21 protein-coding genes and 1 pseudogene are annotated in these 22,158 nt (G+C 73.2%); 9 read left to right on the forward strand and 13 right to left on the reverse strand.

Going from position 1 to position 22,158, the window contains the following annotated elements; genetic code table 11:
- Positions 1-8: 8 nt before the first annotated feature.
- Complete coding sequence (dnaJ, locus tag ACILQ5_RS17175; protein WP_395659248.1) at positions 9-1,184, forward strand: molecular chaperone DnaJ; 1,176 nt, start codon at positions 9-11, stop codon at positions 1,182-1,184.
- A gap of 4 nt (positions 1,185-1,188) precedes the next feature.
- Positions 1,189-1,626: a heat shock protein transcriptional repressor HspR gene (locus ACILQ5_RS17180; RefSeq protein WP_395659249.1), complete on the forward strand. Its 438-nt coding sequence runs from the start codon at positions 1,189-1,191 to the stop codon at positions 1,624-1,626.
- 58 nt (positions 1,627-1,684) lie between these two features.
- Here the strand turns inward: ACILQ5_RS17180 and ACILQ5_RS17185 are convergent, their stop codons facing one another.
- Genes ACILQ5_RS17185 through ACILQ5_RS17195 form a run of 3 tightly spaced genes read right to left on the reverse strand, consistent with a single transcriptional unit; the run spans position 1,685 to position 4,363 of the window.
- On the reverse strand, positions 1,685-3,076 hold the full coding sequence (locus tag ACILQ5_RS17185; protein ID WP_395659250.1) for a response regulator: 1,392 nt from the start codon (positions 3,074-3,076) through the stop codon (positions 1,685-1,687).
- Positions 3,073-3,663 (reverse strand): hypothetical protein, encoded by a 591-nt coding sequence (locus tag ACILQ5_RS17190; protein ID WP_395659251.1) that lies wholly within the window; start codon positions 3,661-3,663, stop codon positions 3,073-3,075. The genes ACILQ5_RS17185 and ACILQ5_RS17190 overlap by 4 nt, the downstream gene beginning before the upstream one ends.
- A 1-nt stretch (position 3,664) precedes the next feature.
- Positions 3,665-4,363 (reverse strand): hypothetical protein, encoded by a 699-nt coding sequence (locus tag ACILQ5_RS17195; RefSeq protein WP_395659252.1) that lies wholly within the window; start codon positions 4,361-4,363, stop codon positions 3,665-3,667.
- A 181-nt stretch (positions 4,364-4,544) separates the two neighbouring features.
- Here ACILQ5_RS17195 and clpB point away from each other — a divergent pair, with 181 nt between their 5' ends.
- Both clpB and ACILQ5_RS17205 read left to right on the forward strand, forming a co-directional pair.
- Positions 4,545-7,139 carry an ATP-dependent chaperone ClpB gene (gene clpB, locus ACILQ5_RS17200; RefSeq protein WP_395659253.1) on the forward strand — a complete coding sequence of 865 codons (2,595 nt, stop codon included), beginning with the start codon at positions 4,545-4,547 and terminating at the stop codon, positions 7,137-7,139.
- A gap of 188 nt (positions 7,140-7,327) precedes the next feature.
- Positions 7,328-8,434: a hypothetical protein gene (locus ACILQ5_RS17205; RefSeq protein ID WP_395659254.1), complete on the forward strand. Its 1,107-nt coding sequence runs from the start codon at positions 7,328-7,330 to the stop codon at positions 8,432-8,434.
- Here ACILQ5_RS17205 and ACILQ5_RS17210 read toward each other — a convergent pair.
- On the reverse strand, positions 8,418-9,578 hold the full coding sequence (locus tag ACILQ5_RS17210) for a pyridoxal phosphate-dependent aminotransferase (RefSeq protein ID WP_395659255.1): 1,161 nt from the start codon (positions 9,576-9,578) through the stop codon (positions 8,418-8,420). The two genes, ACILQ5_RS17205 and ACILQ5_RS17210, sit on opposite strands and share 17 nt — an antisense overlap.
- Before the next feature lie 129 nt (positions 9,579-9,707).
- Here ACILQ5_RS17210 and pyrE point away from each other — a divergent pair, with 129 nt between their 5' ends.
- Positions 9,708-10,232 carry an orotate phosphoribosyltransferase gene (gene pyrE, locus ACILQ5_RS17215; protein WP_395659256.1) on the forward strand — a complete coding sequence of 175 codons (525 nt, stop codon included), beginning with the start codon at positions 9,708-9,710 and terminating at the stop codon, positions 10,230-10,232.
- A gap of 10 nt (positions 10,233-10,242) precedes the next feature.
- Here the strand turns inward: pyrE and ACILQ5_RS17220 are convergent, their stop codons facing one another.
- Positions 10,243-10,974: a DedA family protein gene (locus tag ACILQ5_RS17220; RefSeq protein ID WP_395659257.1), complete on the reverse strand. Its 732-nt coding sequence runs from the start codon at positions 10,972-10,974 to the stop codon at positions 10,243-10,245.
- Between the two features lie 97 nt (positions 10,975-11,071).
- Here ACILQ5_RS17220 and ACILQ5_RS17225 point away from each other — a divergent pair, with 97 nt between their 5' ends.
- Positions 11,072-11,710 carry a TrmH family RNA methyltransferase gene (locus tag ACILQ5_RS17225; protein WP_395659273.1) on the forward strand — a complete coding sequence of 213 codons (639 nt, stop codon included), beginning with the start codon at positions 11,072-11,074 and terminating at the stop codon, positions 11,708-11,710.
- A gap of 28 nt (positions 11,711-11,738) precedes the next feature.
- On the opposite strand, the gene ACILQ5_RS17230 is transcribed toward ACILQ5_RS17225, so the two are convergent.
- From ACILQ5_RS17230 to ACILQ5_RS17250, 5 genes are all read right to left on the reverse strand, one after another.
- Complete coding sequence (locus tag ACILQ5_RS17230) at positions 11,739-12,461, reverse strand: hypothetical protein (RefSeq protein WP_395659258.1); 723 nt, start codon at positions 12,459-12,461, stop codon at positions 11,739-11,741.
- Positions 12,462-12,568: 107 nt separating this feature from the next.
- Complete coding sequence (locus tag ACILQ5_RS17235) at positions 12,569-13,057, reverse strand: SigE family RNA polymerase sigma factor (RefSeq protein WP_395659259.1); 489 nt, start codon at positions 13,055-13,057, stop codon at positions 12,569-12,571.
- Positions 13,054-13,911: a hypothetical protein gene (locus tag ACILQ5_RS17240; protein WP_395659260.1), complete on the reverse strand. Its 858-nt coding sequence runs from the start codon at positions 13,909-13,911 to the stop codon at positions 13,054-13,056. Before ACILQ5_RS17240 ends, ACILQ5_RS17235 begins: the two co-directional genes overlap by 4 nt.
- A 58-nt stretch (positions 13,912-13,969) precedes the next feature.
- The gene (locus ACILQ5_RS17245; RefSeq protein WP_395659261.1) at positions 13,970-14,452 is read right to left on the reverse strand and encodes a TIGR00725 family protein; all 483 of its coding nucleotides are present in this window, start codon (positions 14,450-14,452) and stop codon (positions 13,970-13,972) included.
- The gene (locus ACILQ5_RS17250; RefSeq protein WP_395659262.1) at positions 14,449-14,925 is read right to left on the reverse strand and encodes a DUF2867 domain-containing protein; all 477 of its coding nucleotides are present in this window, start codon (positions 14,923-14,925) and stop codon (positions 14,449-14,451) included. Before ACILQ5_RS17250 ends, ACILQ5_RS17245 begins: the two co-directional genes overlap by 4 nt.
- A gap of 89 nt (positions 14,926-15,014) precedes the next feature.
- Here ACILQ5_RS17250 and fbaA point away from each other — a divergent pair, with 89 nt between their 5' ends.
- Positions 15,015-16,049 carry a class II fructose-bisphosphate aldolase gene (gene fbaA, locus ACILQ5_RS17255; RefSeq protein ID WP_395659263.1) on the forward strand — a complete coding sequence of 345 codons (1,035 nt, stop codon included), beginning with the start codon at positions 15,015-15,017 and terminating at the stop codon, positions 16,047-16,049.
- A gap of 84 nt (positions 16,050-16,133) precedes the next feature.
- Here the strand turns inward: fbaA and ACILQ5_RS17260 are convergent, their stop codons facing one another.
- Positions 16,134-17,648 (reverse strand): MFS transporter, encoded by a 1,515-nt coding sequence (locus ACILQ5_RS17260; protein WP_395659264.1) that lies wholly within the window; start codon positions 17,646-17,648, stop codon positions 16,134-16,136.
- Positions 17,649-17,685: 37 nt separating this feature from the next.
- On the opposite strand from ACILQ5_RS17260, the gene ACILQ5_RS17265 reads away from it, so the two are divergent.
- Positions 17,686-18,129, forward strand: coding sequence for a DUF3151 domain-containing protein (locus tag ACILQ5_RS17265; protein ID WP_395659265.1), 444 nt, complete (start codon positions 17,686-17,688; stop codon positions 18,127-18,129).
- Here the strand turns inward: ACILQ5_RS17265 and lysS are convergent.
- Positions 18,116-19,837, reverse strand: coding sequence for a lysine--tRNA ligase (lysS, locus tag ACILQ5_RS17270; RefSeq protein WP_395659266.1), 1,722 nt, complete (start codon positions 19,835-19,837; stop codon positions 18,116-18,118). The genes ACILQ5_RS17265 and lysS overlap by 14 nt on opposite strands.
- 279 nt (positions 19,838-20,116) lie before the next feature.
- Here lysS and ACILQ5_RS17275 point away from each other — a divergent pair, with 279 nt between their 5' ends.
- Positions 20,117-21,103: a helix-turn-helix domain-containing protein gene (locus tag ACILQ5_RS17275; RefSeq protein ID WP_395659267.1), complete on the forward strand. Its 987-nt coding sequence runs from the start codon at positions 20,117-20,119 to the stop codon at positions 21,101-21,103.
- Here the strand turns inward: ACILQ5_RS17275 and ACILQ5_RS17280 are convergent.
- A pseudogene (locus tag ACILQ5_RS17280) lies at positions 21,100-22,091 on the reverse strand (IS481 family transposase). The gene ACILQ5_RS17275 and the pseudogene ACILQ5_RS17280 overlap by 4 nt on opposite strands.
- Positions 22,092-22,158: the final 67 nt, after the last annotated feature.

Genomic DNA, 22,158 nt, shown 5'->3' on the forward strand with positions numbered 1-22,158 from the left:
GTGCGCACGTGAGCACCACGGACGGGTTCCGGGCCGACTGGGCCCAGAAGGACTTCTACGCCGAGCTGGGCGTCAAGAAGGACGCCACGGCCGACGAGATCAAGAAGGCCTACCGCAAGCTGGCACGGGCGAACCACCCCGACTCCAACCCCGGGGACACCGCCAAGCACGACAAGTTCAAGGCGGTCGCCGAGGCCTACGACGTCATCGGCGACCCCGAGAAGCGCGCCAAGTACGACGAGACGCGCGAGCTGTTCGGCTCCGGCGCGTTCCGCGGCGGGTTCGAGGGCGGGGCCCCGGGCGGCTTCAACCTCGACGACCTGCTCCGCGACCAGGCCGGCCGCGGTGGTGGGTTCGGCGACATGTTCGGCGACCTGTTCGGTGGTGGCTTCGGCGGCGGTGCCCGGCGCCAGCAGCGGCACCGGCCGGTCAAGGGCGCCGACGTCGAGACGACCGCGACGATCAGCTTCACCGACGCCATCGACGGCGTCACGATCTCGCTCCGGCTCACCTCCGACGCGGCCTGCCCGGACTGTCGCGGCACCGGCGGCAAGCCCGGCACCAAGCCGAAGGTCTGCCCCGAGTGCGAGGGCGCCGGGTTCGTCGTCGCCTCCGCAGGCGGTGCCTTCTCGATCAACGAGACCTGCCCCCGCTGCGGCGGCCGGCAGCTCGTCTACGACGAGGCGTGCCCGACCTGCCACGGCAGCGGCCGCGGCACCTCGGCGCGCTCGATCCAGGCCCGCATCCCTGCCGGCGTGAAGGACGGCCAGCGGATCCGGCTGCGCGGCAAGGGCGGGGCCGGCGAGAACGGCGGTCCGGCGGGCGACCTGTTCGTCACCGTGAAGGTGTCGCCGCACCGGCTCTTCGGCCGCAAGGGCGACCACCTCACCCTCGACGTGCCGGTCTCCTTCGACGAGCTGGCGCTCGGTGCGGAGATCAAGGTGCCGACGCTCGGCGGCGCGCCGGTCACCCTCACGGTGCCGGCCGGCACCCCCGACGGGCGCACCTTCCGGGTCCGTGGCAAGGGGGCGCCGAAGTCGGACGGCAGCAAGGGCGACCTGCTGGCGACCGTCCAGGTGCAGATCCCGGCCGTGCTCGACCCGAAGGCGCGCGAGGCCGTCGAGGCCTACCGCGAGGCGATGGCCGGCAAGCCGCTGCGCTCGAAGCTCTTCGAGGACGCCTGAGCCCATGCCCAGCCGTCGTCCGCCGTTCGAGCCGCCCGGCCCCGACGCCCGGGTGTTCGTGATCAGCGTCGCCGCCGAGCTCAGCGGGCTGCACCCGCAGACGCTGCGCACCTACGAGCGGGTCGGCCTGATCACCCCGGGTCGCACCGGCGGCGGGGGCCGCCGCTACTCCCCGCGCGACATCGAGCTGCTGCGCGAGATCGCCGAGCTCACCTCCGCGGGCATCGGCATCGAGGGCGTCCGGCGGATCCTCGACCTCGAGAACCGGGTCGACGCCCTCGCCGCCCGCAACGACGAGCTCGTCGCCGAGCTCGAGGCGACCCGGGAGGCGCTGCGCCAGGCGCTCGCCCCTCGTCGTACCGGCGGGCCCGGCAACAAGCTGCCGGTCCTGCGCCAGCCCGAGCCCGGTCAGTCCGTCGTCGTCTGGCGTCGCAACCGCTGACAGCCGGCGAGGGCGGGTCGCGGGCGGGTCGCGGGCGAAGACAGAACTCGGAGACCCCTCAGACCGCCGGCAGCTCCACGGTGAACACGGCGCCGCCCGCGGGCCCGGGGGCGTACGACGCGGTGCCGCCCTGCGCCTCGGCCAGGGTCCGGACCACGTGCAGACCGAGCCCGGTGCCGGTCGCGGGCGCGCCCTCGGCCCGGGCGAACTCGCGGAACAGCTGGTCGCGGAAACCCGCCGGCACGCCGTCCCCGTGGTCGGCCACCTCGATCGCAACCAGGTCGCCGGCCGGCCGGACCCGGACCTGGACCGGCGGGCGGCCGTACTTGCCGGCGTTCGACAGCAGGTTGCTCAGCATCTGCTCGAACCGCCGCGGGTCGGCGCGGACCATCCGCTCGTCGGTGACGACGAGCTCGGCGTCGTACCGGCCGGCGATGACGGCGCGCGCGAGGTCGGCGGGGTGCACGTCGGTGAGCTCGATGCGCAGCGTCCCGTGCTGCGCCTGGGCCGTGGTGAGCAGGTCGGTGGTGAGCCCGTCCAGGATCCGCGCCTGCCGCGACATCGACCCGGCGAGCTCCAGCACGAGCTCGGTCTCGACGTCCGCGGCCAGGGCGTCGTCGAGGGTCTCGGCGGCCCCGCGGATCACCGCGACCGGGCCACGGATCTCGTGCGCGGTGGTCGCGATCGCGTGCCGCAGCGCGGCGGCCTCGGCCGCGCTCGGGTCCAGGTAGAGCAGCAGCGCCGACGGCCCGCGCCGCAGCGTCGCCTGGGCCCGCAGCTCGCCGCCGGCCAGGTCGGCCAGGGCGAGGTCGACGGTCGTGTCGGCGTCGATGCGGTGGTCGGAGACGAACGACGCGAGCTGCCCCGAGGTGCGGCCCAGCGGGCTCCTGGGGGCGACGCCGTCCCCGAGGAGCCGGCGGGCGGCGTCGTTCGCCCAGCGCACCGGCAGCTCGGCCTCGTCGTCGATCGCGAGCAGGGCGACCGGCGCGAGCTCGGCGAGCTCGGCGCTCGGCGTCCGCGCCGACTCCGACGCCGCGCCGGTCGGGGCCGCCTCGGGGGACGGCGCCGAGGCGGCCGACCCGCGCCGGGCCAGCGCGTCGCCGAGGTAGTCGACCACCTCGGAGAGCGGGGTCCCCTTCTGCAGGTAGCCGTCGGCCCCGCGGGCCAGCGCCCGCTCGGTCATCTGCGTGGCGCCGAAGCCCGACATCACCACGATCGTGCTCGACGGGCAGGCCGCGCGGATGTGCGGCAGCGCCTCGAGCCCGTCCATCACCGGCATGGACAGGTCCAGCACCACCAGGTCGGGCACCTGCTCCCGCGCGACCTCGATCCCGGCGGCGCCGTCGCCCGCCTCGCCGACCACCTCCCAGCCGGCGCGGCGCAGCGCGATGCGCATCAGCTGGCGCAGGTCGGCGGTGTCGTCGACGAGGACGACGCGCGGTCGGCTCACGGCTCCTCCTCGGGCTGCTCGGTCCGGACGCCGGCGGGCGCGCTGCGCAGCAGCTTCATCGAGTGGTGCTCGCTGCCGAGCAGGTCGGTGATGATCCGGCTCGCCGAGTCGATCGCGGTGGAGAGGGCGGCCTCGGCGCGGTCCGGCTGGTCGAGGTCGAGGGCCATCTTGGCCACCACGAGCCCCTGCAGCACGCTGTCGTTGAGCTCGAGCGCCTGCTGCTCGCGCTGGCGCAGGTCGTCGAAGAGCTTGGCCCCCTGCATCAGGGAGGAGTAGTTGCGCCGCAGCGACCAGTAGTACGCCGCCACGACGGCGCCGATCACGTCCCAGGTCGCCAGCGGCCAGTCCCACGCCTGCCGGAAGGCCAGGCCGCGGGCGTCCTCGACGCCGAACGACGGCAGCACCATGTGCACCGCGTGCGAGCCGTGGTGCACGGCGCAGGTGAAGAAGATCGCCGCGGTCGCCGCACCCAGCGGGTTCGACCGCAGCTGGTTGCTGCGGGCGAGCGGGACGACGATCGCCAGCGTGATCAGGAAGTAGGCGACCGCGATCACAGCGTTCGCGGCGGCGCTGACCTGCCAGACCATGTCAGTGGCCCCCGCCCAGCGCCAGGACCACGAGCAGGGTGCCGGCGAGGGCGGCCCAGGCGTGCAGCGCCGGGTTCCACTCGCGCCATGGTGCCGCCGGTCGGATCCCGCGCCGCAGGCCGGTGAGGCACGCGCCGACGACCGCGACCTCGAAGGCCGCGCAGGTCAGGTCCCAGGCGCCGACGGCCTCCGGCTCCGGCAGCAGGCCGAGCGGGAGCCCGAGCGTGCGCGTGACCGCCCACAGCCCGAGCACGGCCAGGTTGCCGACCGCCCCGGCGGCCAGCCAGCCGCGCGTCGGCCGCCGCAGCCCGCGCTCGGCCCAGGCCAGCTGGGCGACAGCGACGACCACGAAGAAGAGTCCGAAGACGGTCCGCTCGCGCAGGTGCGCCGGCACCAGGGCGGCGTGGACGCTCGCGGCCGCGAGGCTGCTGGTGACCGCCAGCGGCACCAGCACGGTCGAGCCCGCCGACTGGAGCCGGAGCGACCGGTCCGTGGACCGGTCGGGGGTGGTGCGGAGCGCGCCGACCGAGCCGTCGGCGGCGTAGCGGGCGACGGCGGCGCGCAGCGCGCCGACGCGGGCGTCGTGGGCGTCCCGGACCGTTCCGGGCCGGGGGCGGTGGGCGACGGTCGGCGCCAGCAGGGCCCCGAGTCCGGCCAGGCCGGCCGTCACCAGCGCGACGTGCACGCTGTGGGCCAGCATGGAGCCGACAGTAGGGCCGAAAGTCCCGGGACCGTGGGGAAATCGCGGCAATTCGGACCACCGGTCCATGGCGGGGGAAATTCGCCGAAGTTGAGTGGAACAGACTCAACTTTGGGGGCGTTGTTCCTGGTGTCGGGCACACCGGGTGCCGGACGACGACGGACGCAGGAGAATGAGCACCATGAGCCAGTTCGGGGCCGAGAGGTTCACGACCCGGAGCCGGGAGGCCATCGAGGCCGCCCAGCTCGCGGCGACCACCGGGGGCAACACCCACACCGAGCCGATCCACCTGCTGGTCGCGCTGCTGCGCCAGGAGGACGGCACGGCGCGCAACCTGGTCGCGAAGGCCGGCGTGGACGCCGCCGCCCTGACCGCCCGCGCCGAGGCCGCGCTGGCCGCCCTGCCGACCGCGAGCGGGGCCACCGTCCAGCAGCCCGGCGCGTCCGCGGCGCTGACCCGGGTGCTCGCCGGTGCGATGGACCTCGCCGCGAGCATGAAGGACGACTACGTCGCGACCGAGCACCTGCTCATCGCGATCGCCGGCACCGAGAGCGGCGCCCAGCGGCTGCTGACCGACGCCGGCCTGACCGAGGCCGGCCTGCGCGAGGGCCTCACGGCCGTCCGCGGCAACCGCCGGGTCACCAGCCAGGACGCCGAGTCGACGTACGAGGCGCTGGAGAAGTACTCCGTCGACCTCACGAAGGCCGCCGAGGAGGGCCGCCTCGACCCCGTCATCGGCCGCGACGCCGAGATCCGCCGCGTCGTGCAGGTGCTCTCCCGGCGCACCAAGAACAACCCGGTGCTCATCGGCGAGCCCGGCGTCGGCAAGACCGCCGTGGTCGAGGGGCTCGCCCAGCGCGTCGTCGCCGGGGACGTCCCCGACTCCCTCAAGGGTCGGCGGGTGCTCAGCCTCGACCTGGCGGCGATGGTCGCCGGCGCGAAGTACCGCGGCGAGTTCGAGGAGCGGCTCAAGGCCGTCCTGGAGGAGATCAAGGACGCCGGCGGCCAGATCATCACCTTCATCGACGAGCTGCACACCGTCGTCGGCGCGGGTGCCGGCGGCGACTCCGCGATGGACGCCGGCAACATGCTCAAGCCGATGCTGGCCCGCGGCGAGCTGCACATGATCGGTGCGACCACCCTCGACGAGTACCGCGAGCGGATCGAGAAGGACCCGGCGCTGGAGCGCCGGTTCCAGCAGGTCTTCGTCGGAGAGCCGAGCGTCGAGGACACCATCCAGATCCTGCGCGGCATCCAGGAGAAGTACGAGGCGCACCACGGCGTCCGGATCACCGACGCCGCGCTGGTCGCCGCCGCCACGCTCTCCGACCGCTACATCACCGGCCGCCAGCTCCCCGACAAGGCGATCGACCTCGTCGACGAGGCCGCGTCCCGGCTCCGCATGGAGATCGAGTCCTCCCCCGAGGAGATCGACCAGCTCCGGCGCCAGGTCGAGCGACTGAAGATGGAGGAGTTCGCCCTCGAGCGCGAGAGCGACGAGGCGTCGCGCGAGCGGCTCGAGGCGCTGCGCCAGGACCTCGCCGACCGTGAGGAGGACCTGCGCGCGCTGGAGTCGCGCTGGGAGCAGGAGAAGTCGACCCTGGAGGGCGAGGGCGAGCTGCGCCGCGCCCTCGACCAGCTGCGGATCGAGGCCGACCGGCTGCTGCGCGAGGGCAACCTCGAGGCGGCCAGCAAGATCAACTACGAGTCGATCCCCGAGCTGGAGAAGAAGATCGAGGCCGCCGTGGCCACCGAGCGCTCCGACCTCGAGCCGCTGGTCGGCGAGGAGGTCGGCGCCGAGCAGGTCGCCGAGGTCGTCGAGGCCTGGACCGGGATCCCGACCGGCCGGATGCTCGAGGGCGAGACCGCGAAGCTGCTGCGGATGGAGGAGGTCATCGGCGAGCGGCTGATCGGGCAGCGCGAGGCCGTGACCGCCGTGAGCGACGCCGTGCGCCGCTCGCGCGCCGGTATCAGCGACCCGAACCGGCCGACCGGCTCGTTCCTGTTCCTCGGCCCGACCGGCACCGGCAAGACCGAGCTCGCCAAGGCGCTCGCGGACTTCCTGTTCGACGACGAGCGGGCGATCGTGCGCATCGACATGAGTGAGTACTCCGAGAAGCACTCCGTCTCGCGCCTGGTCGGCGCCCCTCCCGGCTACGTCGGGTACGACGAGGGCGGCCAGCTCACCGAGGCCGTCCGGCGCCGCCCCTACAGCGTGGTGCTCCTCGACGAGGTCGAGAAGGCCCACCCCGAGGTGTTCGACATCCTCCTGCAGGTGCTCGACGACGGCCGGCTCACCGACGGCCAGGGCCGCACGGTCGACTTCCGCAACACGCTGCTGGTCCTGACGAGCAACCTCGGCTCCGCGTACCTCGTCGACCCGACCCTGGACCCGGAGAAGAAGCGGGAGTCGGTGCTGGCGACCGTGCGGTCGTCCTTCAAGCCGGAGTTCCTCAACCGGCTCGACGAGATCGTGCTCTTCGACGCGCTGTCCCAGGACGAGCTCACCCACATCGTCGACCTGCAGCTGGGGCTGCTCGAGAAGCGGCTCGCGGCGCGGCGGATCACGATCGCGGTGACCGACGCCGCCCGGCAGTGGCTCGCCGAGACCGGCTACGACCCGGCGTACGGCGCCCGCCCGCTGCGCCGGCTGATCCAGTCGGCCATCGGGGACCCGCTGGCGCGGCTGCTGATCGCCGGCGACGTCACCGACGGCAGCAGCGTGCGCGTCGACCGGTCCCCCGACGGGGACGGGCTGGTGCTAACGGCCGCCTGACCGGGGCGCTCGCTGGTCCGTTTCCGTTCAATTGCTGGCAACGGCCCGGGTGGGAGCGCGCCCCCCCGGGCCGGCCCGAGCAAATTAACGGAAACCGACCCGGCCCCGCGCCCCTGCCCGGCGTCGCGCGCCCGCCTGACGCCGACGCGGATGCCGCGAGCCGGCGCGCGGCGTGGACAATGGAGGACGTGAGCGAGCCGACCACCCCGCAGGGGGCGCGACCGGGCCAGGTGACCCTGGTCGGGTGGTTGACGATGGTCGGCTCGGCGCTCGTCGTGCTGCTGGTCTTCGACCGGCTCGCCGGGCTGCACACCCTCGAGACCCGGCAGTCGGTGGAGAAGTTCCTCTCCGAGCCGCCGGGCAGCGGCCTCGGGGTCGGCGTGGAGGGCGTGCTCACCCTGATCCGCACCCTGGCGATGGTGACGGCCGGGTGCGCGACGGCGGCCGCGATCCTCGGCTACCACGTGCTGCGTCGCAGCCGCAGCGCCCGCCTCGGCCTGACCGTGCTGGCGGTGCCGCTGTTCGTCGGCGGGCTGGCCACCGGCGGGTTCGTCTCCTCGATGGTCGCCGCCTCCGCCGTGATGCTCTGGCTCCAGCCGGCCCGCGACTGGTTCGCCGGTGTCTCGCGGCCGGCCCCCGACAGCGCGCGGAGGCCGGAGTGGCCGCCGCCGGCCCCACCACCCACCGCGTCGCCCACCGCGTCGCAGACCCCGACGACCGTGTCGCCGACCCCGCCGCACGCCGTGGCGCCGCCGGCGACGCACGCCGCGGTCCCACCCCGGGCGACGGCCGCGCGGGCCGCCGTGACCCCCTACGCCACCTCGCCGCATCCGGCAGCGGTCACCGCGCCGGTCCCGTCGTCCCGGCCGACCGCGGTCGCCGTCGCGTGCGCGCTGACCTGGGCGGGCAGCGGGCTGTCGGCGCTCGGGATGGCCCTCACCGCGCTGCTCCTCGCGCTCGAGCCCGACACGCTGCTCGACGAGGTCCACCGGCAGAACCCCGACCTCGCGCAGCAGGGTGTCTCCGACGACCTGCTCGTCGGCGTCACCTACGCGATGATCGCGGGCATCGGGCTGTGGTGCCTGGCCGCCGTGGTGCTGGCGGTGCTCGTCTTCCGCGGCGTCGAGTGGGCGCGCCTGCTGCTGGTGATCTCCGCGACCACCGCCGCAGCGCTGTCCCTGCTCGGGGCCGTCTTCGGCGCCTTCCTGCTGGTGCTCACCCTCGTCGCGAGCGGCATAACCGTCGTGCTGCTGGTCCGGCCCGAGGTGCGGGCCTGGTTCAGGCGCGGGCGCTGAGGTCCGCGCCGGCCAGCCGGCGCAGCCCCTCCTCGATGACCGCGGTCTCCTTGCAGAACGCCCAGCGCACCAGGTGCCGGCCGGCGTCGGAGTCGTAGAAGCCCTGGGTGGGGATGGCGACCACGCCCGCCCGCTCGGGCAGCGCGCGGCAGAACGCCAGGCCGTCGTCCCACCCGAGCGCGGAGATGTCGGTGGTGGCGAAGTAGGTGCCCTCCGGGACGCGCACGTCCAGCCCGACGTCGGTGAGCCCGGCGCAGAGCAGGTCCCGCTTGGCCCCGAGCTCGGCGGCCAGGCGCACCGGGAAGTCGGGGTGCTCGTCGAGCGCGAGGGCGATCGCCGGCTGGAGCGGCGACCCCGACGTGAAGGTCAGCCACTGCTTGGCGGCCAGCACCGCGCCGACCAGCTCGGCCGGACCGGTCGCCCAGCCGACCTTCCAGCCGGTCACCGAGTAGGACTTCCCGGCGCTGGACAGGCTGAGCGTCCGCTCGAACATGCCGGGCAGGGTCGCGATCGGCACGTGCTCGTGGTCGTCGAAGACGAGGTGCTCGTACACCTCGTCGGTGATCACGACCAGGTCGTGCTCGACGGCCAGGTCGGCCACCGCCTGGAGCTCGGCCCGGGTCAGCACCGTGCCCGTCGGGTTGTGCGGGGAGTTCAGCAGCACGAACCGGGTCCGGGGCGTCGCCGCCGCGCGCAGCTCGTCGACGTCGAGGCGGAAGTCCGGACCCCGCAGCGTCACCGGCCGTCGTACGCCGCCGGCCATCTGGATCATCGCGGTGTAGGAGTCGTAGTAGGGCTCGAGCACGACCAGCTCGTCGCCGGGGTCCACCAGCCCGAGCAGCGCGGCCGCGACCGCCTCCGTGCACCCGGTCGTCACGACGACCTGCGTGTCGGGGTCGAGGTCGAGGCCGTAGTGGCGCTGCTGGTGGCGCGCGACCGCCTGCCGGAGCGCGGGTACGCCGGGGCCGGGGGCGTACTGGTTCTGCCCGGTCTCCAGCGCCTGCACGGCGCGGGCGATCACCTCGGGTGGGCCGTCGACGTCCGGGAAGCCCTGGCCGAGGTTGACCGACTGCGTCCGCACGGCCAGCGCGGACATCTCGGTGAAGATCGTCGGCGGGATCCCGTCGAGCCGGTGCGCCAGCATGTGCCGACCCTAGTCGCGCACGACGCAGGAGTGCGCGGCGTGGGGAGGCGGGTCGAGCAAGCCCACGACCGAGGCACGAGGTCGTGACGGCGTGTCGGGACCCCGTCGGTGCGTCGATAGAGTCGGACCGTGGACGAGAGCCTCGCTGCCGACATCGACGCCATCTGCCGCCTGACCGGGGAGTTCACCCTCCGCTCCGGCCAGCAGGCGACCGAGTACTTCGACAAGTACCTCTTCGAGGCCCAGCCGGCGCTGCTGCTGCGGGTCGCCCGGGAGATGGTGGGGCTGCTGCCGGCGGACACCGACCTGCTCGGCGGCCTCGAGCTCGGGGGCGTCCCGATCGCCACCATGGTCAGCAGCCTGACCGGCCGGCCGGCGCTGTTCGTGCGCAAGAAGGCCAAGGAGTACGGCACCTGCAAGCTGGCCGAGGGTCCCGACGTGGCCGGGCGGCGGGTGACCCTCGTCGAGGACGTGATCACCACCGGCGGCGCGGTCCGCGACGCGACGGCCGCGCTCCGGGCCGCCGGCGCGACCGTCGAGGTGGTCGTCTGCGCGATCGACCGCAGCCCGGCCGGTGAGAACCCGCTCGCCGACGTCGGTCTCGAGGTGCGCCCGGTGCTGACCAAGGCGCAGCTGGACGCCGCGCGCGGCTGAGCAGAGCCGGTCAGGCCTCCGAGCCGGACTCGGCCGGCTCCACCTGCATCGAGGCCGACTCCTCGGCCCGGCGGCTGCGCTGGTGGCGGCGGTGGCGCCACCACTCCCAGGCGACCGGCACGACCGTGAAGGCCAGGATCGCGATCAGCGCCTTGTCGATGTTCTCGCCCAGGCTCGGGAACGCCTGGCCGAGGGTGTAGCCGAGCAGCAGGATGCTGCCGACCCACAGCACGGCACCGACGAAGCTCCAGAGCAGGAACCGGCGGCGTTCCATCCGGGTGACGCCGGCGACGACGGTGACGAAGGTCCGCACGAACGGCACGAACCGGCCGATCACCAGCGCCTTGTTGCCGTGGCGCTGGAAGAACTCGTGGGTCAGGTCGAAGTACTTCCGCTTCAGGATCCGACCGTCGCGGTGGTAGAGCGGCGGCCCGATGGCGCGGCCGATCTCGTAGCCGACGACGTTGCCGAGGAAGGCCGACGCGGACAGCAGCACGAACGCGACGAGCAGCTCGACCACCGGTCCGCCGGGGAACAGGTCGATCTTCTCCGCGTTGATGAACAGCCCCAGCGCGAACAGCAGCGTGTCACCCGGCAGGAACGGGAAGAACAGTCCGCACTCGACGAAGACGATGACCAGGCTGATCCAGAACAGCTCGGCGCCGAACCGGTCGAGCAGCCACGTGGGGTCCATCCAGTCCATGCCCAGCAGCAGCGCGTGCTGCGGCACGACGGTGATCACGTGCCAACGGTACCTGCCCCGTCCCACCTGCGCCTGACGCGGACCTGACTGCGTCACCTAACCTGCACCGGTGGACGAGCGTGCGCCGTACGACCCGATGCCGCACGGCCCGCCCGAGGTCGGGGTCGGGCCGTGGGCCGGGCCGTGGCCGGAGGACGACCGGTACGACGCGCAGCTGCTCGCCGAGGGGGACCGGCGCAACGTGGTCGACCGCTATCGGTACTGGACGCTCGAGGCGATCGTCGCGGACCTCGACACCCGCCGGCACGGCTTCCACGTCGCCATCGAGAACTGGCAGCACGACTTCAACATCGGCACCATCGTGCGGACCGCGAACGCCTTCCTCGCCGCCGAGGTGCACATCGTCGGCAACCGGCGGTGGAACCGCCGGGGTGCGATGGTGACCGACCGCTACCAGCACGTCCGGCACCACGTCGACGTCCCGGCGCTGGCGGCCTACCTGCACGAGCGGGACGTGGTGCTGCTCGGGATCGACAACCTGCCGGGCTCCCTGCACCTGGAGACCACGACCGTCCCGGAACGGGTCTGCTTCCTGTTCGGCCAGGAGGGCCCGGGGCTGTCCGACGCCGCCCGCGAGGTCTGCGACGGGACGTTCTCGATCGCGCAGTTCGGCTCGACCCGCTCGATCAACGCCTCCTCGGCGGCGGCGATCGCCATGCACACGTGGGTGCGCGAGCACGCCGACCTCTCCGACGAGGGGGCCTGGCGGGGTTGAGCGGCCAGCGCCCTCGTCGACCCGCGACCTACCGGGCGGTCTTGGAGTAGCAGCCGACGATGTACCGCCGGCCGGGGACGTCCTCGTACGAGAAGAGGAACCGGCGGCTGGTGACGTGCGCGGGGCAGGTCCGGTTGGCCGCTCGCCTGACCGCGGCCTCGGTCACCCGGCCCCGGGCGTAGAAGGCCCACGAGGAGCGCCACACGTGGGTGTCCGCGCAGGTCGTCGAGTGCAGGTCGCCTGTCACGCAGCGGGCCACGTCGTCGGGGAGGTGGTTGCTCAGCGGCGTGAGGTTCAGCGGGAGGCTGGTGAGCTTGGTGTCCTCGGCGACGCCGGTGAGGCAGTCGAACCACCGGGCGCCCACGCGCTTCTGGGCGTTGGTGGGGGTGAAGAAGTACCACAGGTACTGCGAGCGGTAGAGCTGCAGCTTGTTGCGCCCGATCACGCCGGCCTGGGCGGGCGGGCAGACGGTGAGGACGGCCTTGACGATCTCGGAGCGCGGCGAGCTCCAGTCGAGCTCCTCGGGGAGCAGGGCCACCGCGGTCACGACCAGGGTGTGGTGCCGCGTGCAGTCCACCGGCGCCTCCCGGGTGGACGCCGCGTGGGCCTGACGCAGGGTGAGGTCGAAGCAGGACCCCGTGGGCGGCGAGCCGTAGTAGCCCGCGTCGCCGGCGACGGCCGGAGCGGGAGCGAGGGCCGCGAGGACCCCGCCGACGAGGAGCAGGACGACGGCGGCGGCGACGGTGCGCATGGTTCCCATCGAGGTGGCCTCCCCTGGGGGACGGGACGATGCCGGCCACGCTAGGTCGCTGGTGCGACGAACCGGCCCGGAACGCGACAAGGAGGGCCGGTGGTCCTTCAGCGCGGCGTGAGCACCTCCCGAAGGGCCGCGAGACCCCGTGACGAATGGCTCTTGACCGTGCCGGGGTTGATCCGCAGCTCGTGGGCGGTCTCCTCGACCGAGAGCCCCAGCCAGTGCCGCAGCACGACGACCTTGCGCTGCATGACCGGCAGCGCCTGGAGTGCGTCGAAGAGCGCCGAGCGCTCCTCGTAGGGCAGCGGGCTGCGTGCCTCCGCGTCGCGGTCCTCGAGGCCGGGCTGCTCGCGCCGCCAGGGACGTCGGGACTCGTCGATGGTGGCGCGCACGATGATCTGCCGGGCGTAGGCCTCCTCGCGCCCGGCCCCGTGGATCCGCGGCCAGGCGACGTAGAGCTTCACGAGCGAGACCTGCAGCAGGTCTTCGGCCTTGTGCCAGTCCCCGCAGAGCGCGTAGGCGATCCGGCGCAGGTGGGCCTGCCGGGCGGCGACGAAGGCGGCGTACTCCTCGTCCCGAGACGAGGCGGTCACCGCAGGCCCTCGCCGCCGGCGTACGTGGCGCGGGCGCCGCTGAGCAGCTCGTCGAAGGTGGCTCCGACGACGGTGCCGGGCCGCGTGTAGATGACCTCGAGCTTGCCGTCGATGACCCGCCACACCACGAAGTAGGCGGTCGGGGCGCCGTCGGGCTGCACCACCGCCGCGCCCGTCGTGGCGCCGGCCGGGGCGAAGCTCGCGCCGAGCTGCGGGTCGTCGGTGCGGTTGAAGACCTGGGCGCCCGCGACGGGGACCACGCTCCCGTCGGGGGCGAGCCGCATCGTCGGTGGGTAGCCGTTCAGGTCGTCGCCCCCGTCGGCGGAGACCTGGTCGGTCACCCAGTCGCGGAAGCTCGCCCAGCCCGCGCTCGGCTCCGAGGAGGAGTAGCCGAAGCCGTTGCCCTGCTGGTCGGCGAGGATCCACATCCGCTGTCCCTCGTAGGTCAGGTCCAGCGCGTCGGACGTCTTCGGGGGCTGGTAGTCGTAGGGGTTCCGGATGCGCTGGTGGACGACGGCGCCGTCGCGGATCTCCAGCTGCCCGTCGACGTAGCGGATCGGGGTGTCGTCCTCCCACGGGGCCGAGGTCGGTGTCGGCGACGAGGTCGGCGAGGACGTCGGCGACGGCGAGGACGTCGCGATCATCCGGCTCGCGTCGCTGTCGGAGCCCGACGAGCCGACGGCGTACGCCGTCCCCAGCACCGCCACCACTCCGCACACGGCCGCGGCGCCGGCGGCCCGGCGCCGCCGGAGGGCGCGGTGCCCGTCGGCGAGGCGCTGCTCCACCGCCCGGTGCGCCGGCTCGTCCGCGAACGACCGCTCGATCTCGTCCCGCAGCTGCTCCGCCAGGTCCATGTCTCCGCCTCTCTCCTGCGTGCTCACCGGGTAGACGGAGCCGGGGCCGCCGGGGTTGTCACCCGGGCAGGAGGTCGTGGACCGCGGTCACCGCCGCGGGGGCGTCGCCGACGACCGTGCCGACGTCGCCGGGCAGGTCCCACGGGTCCACGAGCACCAGCGGCACGCCGGTGCGCCGGGCCAGGGCGATCTCGCTGAGCGTGCCCCAGCTGCAGCCGACGGCGACCACCGCGTCGGCGGCCCGCACGAGGAGCCCGTTGCGCAGCTCGCCGAGCCCGGTGGGCAGCAGGTGGGTGTGCTCGGGCGAGCCCTCGCCGCGGTCCAGCCCGGGCAGCAGCCCGATCGACGTCCCGCCCCCGTCGCGGCAGCCGGTCGCGGCCGCCTGCATCACACCCTGGTGCCCGCCGGTCAGCAGCACGGCGCCGTCGACCGCGAGCAGCCGGCCGACCTCGGCGGCGGTCGCCAGGTCCGAGGCTCGCGCGTCGGCCGGACCGACCACCGCGACGTACCGCCCGGCGAGCCGCCCGGGGTGCGCGGTCACCGCTGCACCTCCGCGACGGCGTGCCGGTGGGCGAGCTCCGCGACGACCTCGCGGGCCGGCAGGTCCACCAGCAGGTACGCCGAGCCCACCAGGCCGCCGGGCTCGAAGGAGATCGTCTGGCGCAGCACGCACCCGGTCGGCGTGCGGGGCAGCACGGTCGAGCTCAGCCGCACCGTGCCGGGCGCGCGGACCGCCGCCTCGAGCACCATCCGCCGGCCGTGGGGGTCGACGCTCCGGACCTCCCAGAAGCCGGCTCGGTCCCCGGTCTCGAGGCGCTCGCGGTCCGGCACCGGCCAGCGCCGGCCGCCGCCACCGACGGCCCGGTCGAGCGCGCCGCGCACGACGAACGGCGGCGCGTCGACGTACCACCGCGAGCCGGTACCGGCGGCGACCAGCCGGCTCCAGACCACGTCCGCCGGGAGCGGGAGGTCGGTGGCCCGGCCGGAGGCGTGCAGCCGCGTGAGTCGTCTCATGGAGCCACCGTACGAGGGGCGGGACGAGGGACTAGGGTCGGAGGCACAGAGCTCAGGAGCGAGCTCGAGCCGGTCGGAGGAGCCCCGCAATGCCCATCGTCACCCCTGAGAAGTACGCCGAGATGCTCGACGCCGCCAAGGAGAACGCCTACGCGTTCCCGGCGATCAACGTCTCGTCCTCGCAGACCCTGAACGCCGCGCTCAAGGGCTTCGCCGACGCCGGGTCGGACGGCATCATCCAGGTCTCGACCGGTGGCGCCGAGTACCTCTCGGGCCCGGCGGTGAAGGACATGGTGGCCGGCTCGGTCGCGTTCGCCGCGTTCGCCCGCGAGGTCGCCAAGCACTACCCGGTCAACATCGCCCTGCACACCGACCACTGCCCCGAGCCCAAGCTCGACGGCTTCGTGCGGCCGCTGCTCGAGATCTCGGCCGAGCGGGTGGCCCGGGGCGAGGAGCCGCTGTTCCAGTCGCACATGTGGGACGGGTCCGCGGTGCCGCTGACCGAGAACCTCGCGATCGCCGAGGAGCTCCTCGACCGCTGCATCCAGGCGAAGATCATCCTCGAGATCGAGGTCGGTGTCGTCGGCGGCGAGGAGGACGGTGTCGCCCACGACATCAACGACAAGCTCTACTCCACGCCGGAGGACGCGATCGCGACGGCGAGGGCGCTCGGCTACGGCGACCGCGGCTACTACATGACCGCCCTGACCTTCGGCAACGTGCACGGCGTCTACAAGCCGGGCAACGTCAAGCTGCGCCCGAAGGTGCTCAAGAAGGCCCAGGAGGCGGTCGTGCAGGAGTTCGGCCTCGAGCCGGGCAGCAAGCCGTTCCACCTGGTCTTCCACGGCGGCTCGGGCTCCTCGGCCGAGGACATCGCCGCCGCCGTGGACTACGGCGTGGTGAAGATGAACGTCGACACCGACACCCAGTACGCCTTCACCCGCCCGATCGCCGGCCACATGTTCAGCCACTACGACGGCGTGCTCAAGGTCGACGGCGAGGTCGGCCACAAGAAGCAGTACGACCCGCGCGCCTGGGGCAAGGCGGGTGAGGCCGGGATGGCCGCGCGCGTCGTCGAGGCGTGCGAGCACCTGCGCTCGGCCGGGAAGTCGCTCGGCGTCTGAGCTCGCGTCCAGACGGACGTCATCCGGGGTGGTCGCTGCGGCGACCACCCCGGATGACGTCCGGGGCCCCGCGCCCGGTGACCGCTACTCGGGCGCGGTGACCCGGGTCGGCGCTGCCTGGGCGGCGGCGTAGCCGGCGTGCGTGGGCTTCTCGAAGAACAGCACCGCGACGAAGCCGATCACGAACGCGAAGACCGGCAGCAGGACGGCGGTCGCCATCGCGTCGCTGAACGCCTGGGCGACCTGCGGCGGGAGCGCGCCGCCGTCGCCCGAGGAGCCCTCGGCGCCCGAGAACGACGGCAGCCCCTCGGCCGCGAGCCGGGCGTCGATGAGCACCGCGATCGCCGCGGAGCCCAGGACCGCGCCGACCTGGCGGGTGGCGTTGTAGACGCCGGCGCCGGCGCCGGCCAGCTGCAGCGGCAGGTTGCGCGTGGCCGTCGCGCTGTTGGGCGCCCAGACGAAGGCGTTGCCGATGCCGAAGACGACCATCGGCGGCACCGTCCACCAGATCGAGGTGTCCGGCGTCATCACCCGGGTCAGCCACAGCAGGCCCGTGAACAGGCAGGCGAAGCCGAACGCGGTGAGGATCCGGGGGTGCACCCGGTCGGTGAGCCGGCCGACCAGCCGGGCGAGCACGATCGTCATCAGCGCCATCGGCACCAGCAGCAGCGCCGCCCGGGTCGGGCTCAGGCCGCGGACCACCTGGGCCCAGATCATGATCGGGATCGACAGCGCCGTGATCGAGAAGCCCATGACGGTGATCGCCACGTTGGCCAGCGAGTAGTTGCGGTCGCGGAAGAGCACCAGCGGGACCAGCGGCTCGTTGCGGTTGCGGGCCTGCCAGTAGACGAAGAGCCCCAGCATGAAGACGCCGGAGACGATGAGCGCCCAGATGGTCGCGCTCCACTCGTACTGGTGGCCCTCCTGGATGCCGAAGACCAGCAGGAACATGCCGACCCCGCTGAGCGCGACGCCGAGCCAGTCGAACTGGTGGGTGTGCGTGGGCAGGGACGGCACCAGCCGCCAGGCGAGCGCGAAGCCGAGCACGCCGACCGGGACGTTGATGAAGAAGATCCACTCCCAGCCGAAGCCGTCGACCAGCAGGCCGCCGAGGATCGGGCCGACCAGCGTCGCCACGCCCGCCGTCGCTCCCCACAGCGCCATCGCCGCTCCGCGCCGATCGGCCGGGAAGATCCGGGTGATGATCGCCATCGTCTGCGGCGTGATCATCGACGCGCCGAGGCCCTGCACCACCCGGGCCGCGATCAGCATCCCGATCGAGGCGGTCAGGCCGCACCACAGGGACGCGAGCGTGAACACCGTCAGCCCGACCAGGTAGAGGTTCTTGGGGCCGTACCGGTCGCCGAGGCGCCCGGTGATGAGCACCGGCACCGCGTAGGCGAGGAGATAGGCGCTGGTCACCCAGACGACGTCGTTCACGTCGGCGTTCAGGTCCTCGATGATCGCCGGCGTCGCGACCGAGACGATCGTGGTGTCGACCAGGATCATGAAGAAGCCGATGCACAGCGCGAACAGCGCCGGCCACGGCTCCTTCCTGCCGGTCGGATCGGTGGTGGGAGTGGTGGCGTCCGATGTCACGAGTACACCTAACACCCGACCGTGGACAATTGATCCCATGAGCTCCTTCTCCGGTCCGGACCTGATGGCGGGCCCGCCGCCGACCCACCTCCCCGAGGACCCGGCCGCGGCCGACCTGGTGCCCGGCGCGGACGCGATGGACGTCGTGCGCCGGCACCCCGAGTCACCGCTCGCGTGGGCGACGCTGGCGACCCTGGCCGCCGAGGACGGCGAGGACCCGGTGACGATCTACGCCTACGCGCGCGTGGGCTACCACCGCAGCCTCGACCTGCTGCGCCGCAACGGCTGGAAGGGCCACGGGCCGGTCCCGTGGGAGCACGAGCCCAACCGGGGCTTCCTCACCAGCTTGGCCCTGCTCGCCCTCGCCGCGCAGGCGATCGGCGAGGAGGCCGAGTGGCAGCGGTGCGCGCAGTTCCTGCGCGACTCGAGCCCGACGGCCTACGACGAGCTGCTCGGGGAGGAACCGGTCAGCGAGGCGTGAGCAGCTCGTGGACCTTCGGCGCCCCGAGCGCCAGGAAGAGGGTGGGCAGCCGCGGGCCCCGGTCGGCGTCGACGAGCAGGTGGTAGAGGAGCCGGAAGAACTTCTTCTGGTCCTGCTTCACCTCGTCGGTCGGGGCGTCGTCGAGGCCCAGGCCCCGGGCGAGCTTGGGCACGCCGTAGATCAGCGTGGTCGTGGGCTCGAGCTCGAGGTGGTCGGGCAGCCGGTCGAGCAGCTGTCGCAGCCACAGCTCCTCGTCCTCGTCGAGCGCCGCGAGCCGGTCGGTGTCCGGTGACTCGCGGACCGTCGTGCGGTCCTCGGCCGGGACGAACTCCGAGACCCACGTCATCGCCCGGGTCAGCCGCGGCTCGAGCTCGGCGACCGAGCCGTGCTCGTGGCCGACGTCGCCGACGATCCGGCTGATCAGCTCGGCGCTGCCGGCCGTCACGTCGGCCACCGACGAGAGCAGCCGGAACGGGACGACCACGGCCGGGGTCGGCAGGGTGCCGGCGCTGGACGTGGCGGAGGCCCGCTCGAAGGCCAGGACCTGGGCGTCGCGGCGCTCGGGGTCGGCCGCCTTGCGGCCGAGGGCGTCCCACTCGTCGTAGAGGCGCACCACCTCGGCGCCGAAGTCGATGGTGAACGCCTGCTTGGGCTGGCGACGGACGTAGAGCCACCGCAGGATCGGCGCCTCGAGCACCTGGAGCGCGTCCGCAGCGGTGGGGACGCCGCCGCGCGAGGACGACATCTTCTGCATGCCGGCGAAGCCGACGAAGGCGTAGGCGACGTAGGACGGGGCGCGGAAGTCGAAGACCCGCTTCACCAGCTCCTTGCCGACGGTGTACGACGAGCCCGGCGTCGAGTGGTCCAGCCCGCCCGGCTCGAAGTCGACGCCCTCGAAGGCCCAGCGCATCGGCCAGTCCACCTTCCAGACCAGCTTGCCGTCGTGCTCGGTGGCCACGGTGGTGACTCCGGTGAAGCCGCACGAGGAGCAGGTGTAGGACAGCTCGGTCGTCTCGTCGTCGTACGCCGTGATCTCGACCGTGTCGCGGCCGCACTGCCGGCAGTAGGGCTTGTACGGGAAGCGGGCGAGGTCGCCGCCACCCACCGGCTCGTCGTCCTCCTCGGCGACCGAGTCCGCGAGCGCCTCGGCCTCCTGCTCGGTCTCGACCACGGGCTCGGCCTTCTTGGTCCGGTGCTTGGCCAGCACCTCCTCGATCACGTCGCGGTGCCGGATCGCGTGCAGGACCTGCTCGGTGTAGACGCCGGCGCGGTAGTGCTCGGTCTGGGAGACCTCCTCCATCTCCACGCCCATCTCGGCGAGCGCGGCGCGCAACGGCGCCTTGAAGTGCTCGGCCCAGGACTCGTGGCACTCCCACGGGTCGGGCACGGCCGAGAGGGGACGGCCGATGTGCTCGCTCCAGGACGGGTCGACGCCGGCCGGGACCTTGCGGAACCGGTCGAAGTCGTCCCAGCTGTGGAGGTGGCGGGCGGCGATGCCGCGACGCCGGATCTCCTCCGCGACGAAGTGCGGGGTGATGAACTCGCGCAGGTTGCCGAGGTGGATCGGGCCGGACGGGCTCGCACCGGACGCGCAGGTGATGACGTGGTCGCCGAGGTCCTCGCCGTAGCGCTGCTGCGCGTGCCGGATCGCGTCGTCGGCTGCGCGGGTGACCCAGTCGGTGGGGTCGCCCGAGGCGCCTCGTGCCATCTGTGCTGCTCCTGCGGGTGGGGGACGTCCGACGGTCCACGCTACCGGGCGCCCCGGTGGGGCCGCGCAGGAGGGAAGGGCGCCGGATCCGCCGCCCAGTGGCGGCTCCGGCGCCCTCCCGTTCGCGTCGTCCGGCACGACCGATCCCCCGATGCGGGTCGTGCCTCGACGAGTCAGGCCCCGAGATGCGGCGCTCGACCGTCGACGCGACGGGCCGATTCTCGCACTGACCGGTCAGTGCCAACGGGTCCAACCGGCCGTTGGCACTAAGATGTCATGATGCCGCGATCCGAGCCCACGACCGTGCTCACCGCGCTGGGGTTCAGCCCGGCGCTGGTGCGGACCTACGAGGCGGTGCTCCGCCAGTCCGGGCAGCGCCTGGGGTGGGCGGCGGCCGCGGTCTCACGGACCCCCGAGGAGCTGCTCGCCGACCTCGAGCCGCTGGTCGAGCGCGGCATCGTCCGGGTGGTCTACGACCGGATCCACGTCGAGACGCCGTCGCAGGCGCTCGCGCGGCTGATCGTCGCGCAGAGCGAGGCCGCCTCGCGCTCGCACGCCGAGCTGGCCGCGCTCGCCAAGGCCGTGCCGATGCTGGTGGCCGGCACCGCCCGGCCCCGCGAGGACGAGGTCACCGACGTCGCGCCGATCGACGGCGAGATCACCACCGGCGGCGACCCGGCGCTGCTGATCGGGGCCCTGATCCGGCAGAGCATGGGCGACCTGGTCTGGCTCCGCCCCGACCAGTGGCGGATCCGCCGCGAGGACGCGATGCTGCAGGTCATCCGGGACCTCGTCGCCGAGGGCCGCCGCTCCCGCGCCATCTACCCGATGCGGGTCCTCCAGGAGGCTCCCGAGGTGGTCCGGAACCGGGCCGCGGCGGGGGAGCAGGTCCGGCTGCTCCCCGAGGTGCCGACCCGGATGTTCATCATCGGCACGTCCCACGCCGTGCTCCCCGAGCCGCTCGGCTTCATCGACGAGCCCCGGTCCCTCGTCCGCCAGCAGGGGCTGGTCGAGGCCCTCGTCCTGCTCTTCGAGCAGCTGTGGGACCGGGCCGACCCGCTGCCCGGGGTCGAGCAGAGCCAGCCCGACCTGCGCCGAGCGCTCGTGCGCCAGCTCGCCGCCGGGGCGCACGACGAGCAGATCGCCCGCCAGCTCGGGATCAGCCTGCGGACCGTGCGCCGCCGGGTGGCGGACCTGATGACCGACCTCGGGGCCGACAGCCGGTTCCAGGCCGGCGTCGAGGCCGCGCGCCGCGGCTGGGTCTAGGTGTGATGCCCAGCCAGGTTGTCCAACCGGGTGATGGGTGAGCGCTTACCGATGGCCGAGTGGGGCCGGTGGTGGTTGTACTGGTGGATCCATCCTGGCAGGGCGGCGAGTCGGGCGGTTTCGGAGGTGTAGAACTTCTTGAACGCCCAGCCTTCGGCCGCGGTGGAACCGTTCGATCTTGCCGTTGGTCTGTGGCCGGTAGGGCCGGGTCCGCTTGGGTGTGACGCCGGTTCGCGCAGGTGTCTCGCCACAAGAACGAGCGGTAGCATCCGCCGTTGTCGGTGAGCACCCGTTGAACGGTCACGCTCGGCGAACCAGGCGACCGCGTTGCGCAGGACCAACGCAGCGGTCTCCTTGGTCTCGTTGTCGTGGGCCTCGACGTAGGCGACTCGGGGTGGTCGTCGATGACGGTGTGCAGGAAACAGGTACCGATCAGGGGCTGGCGGTACTTGCTCTTCCGAGTACCGGTTCGGGCCGCAGTGGCGGCGCGGTTGCGCGTTGCCTTGTTCGCGCCCCACGTAGCGAGACCGCCGTCGGGGACCTTGCCGAGCTTCTTCACATCTTGGTGGAGCAGGTCACCTGGATGGTCGTGCTCGTAGCGGCGGATTGGCTCGCCGGTCGCGCGGTCGAGGTAGGTGAGCCGGTTGAGCCGGCACCGGGTCAAGACCGCGTGCACCGTCGAGGACGGCACCTGGAGACGGTCGATCTCGACCGGTCCCAGGCGTTGCTTCCACCGCAGGTGGACGATCTTGCGTACCACCGGGGCCGGCGTGCGGTTCGGCTGGCGATGGGGACGCGAGGACCGGTCGAGCATCCCGGCCGGCCCTTCGGCCCGATACCGGTCGGCCCACTTCTTCGCGGTCTTCCACGAAACGTCGTACCGCTCGGCAGCGCGCGGGACCGGCCAGTCCTGCTCGACGATCAATCGAGCCAGCTTGAGCCGGGCGCGTGGCGTCAGGGCAGCGTTGGCATGGGTAGCGTGGGACACGAAGGCCTCCTGGGTGTGAAGCGGTTTCTAGACAGCTCCACTCCACACCGGGAGGCCTTCACCCATC

It is taken from the genome of Nocardioides sp. (assembly GCF_044226305.1).
Classification (GTDB): Bacteria; Actinomycetota; Actinomycetes; order Propionibacteriales; family Nocardioidaceae; genus Nocardioides.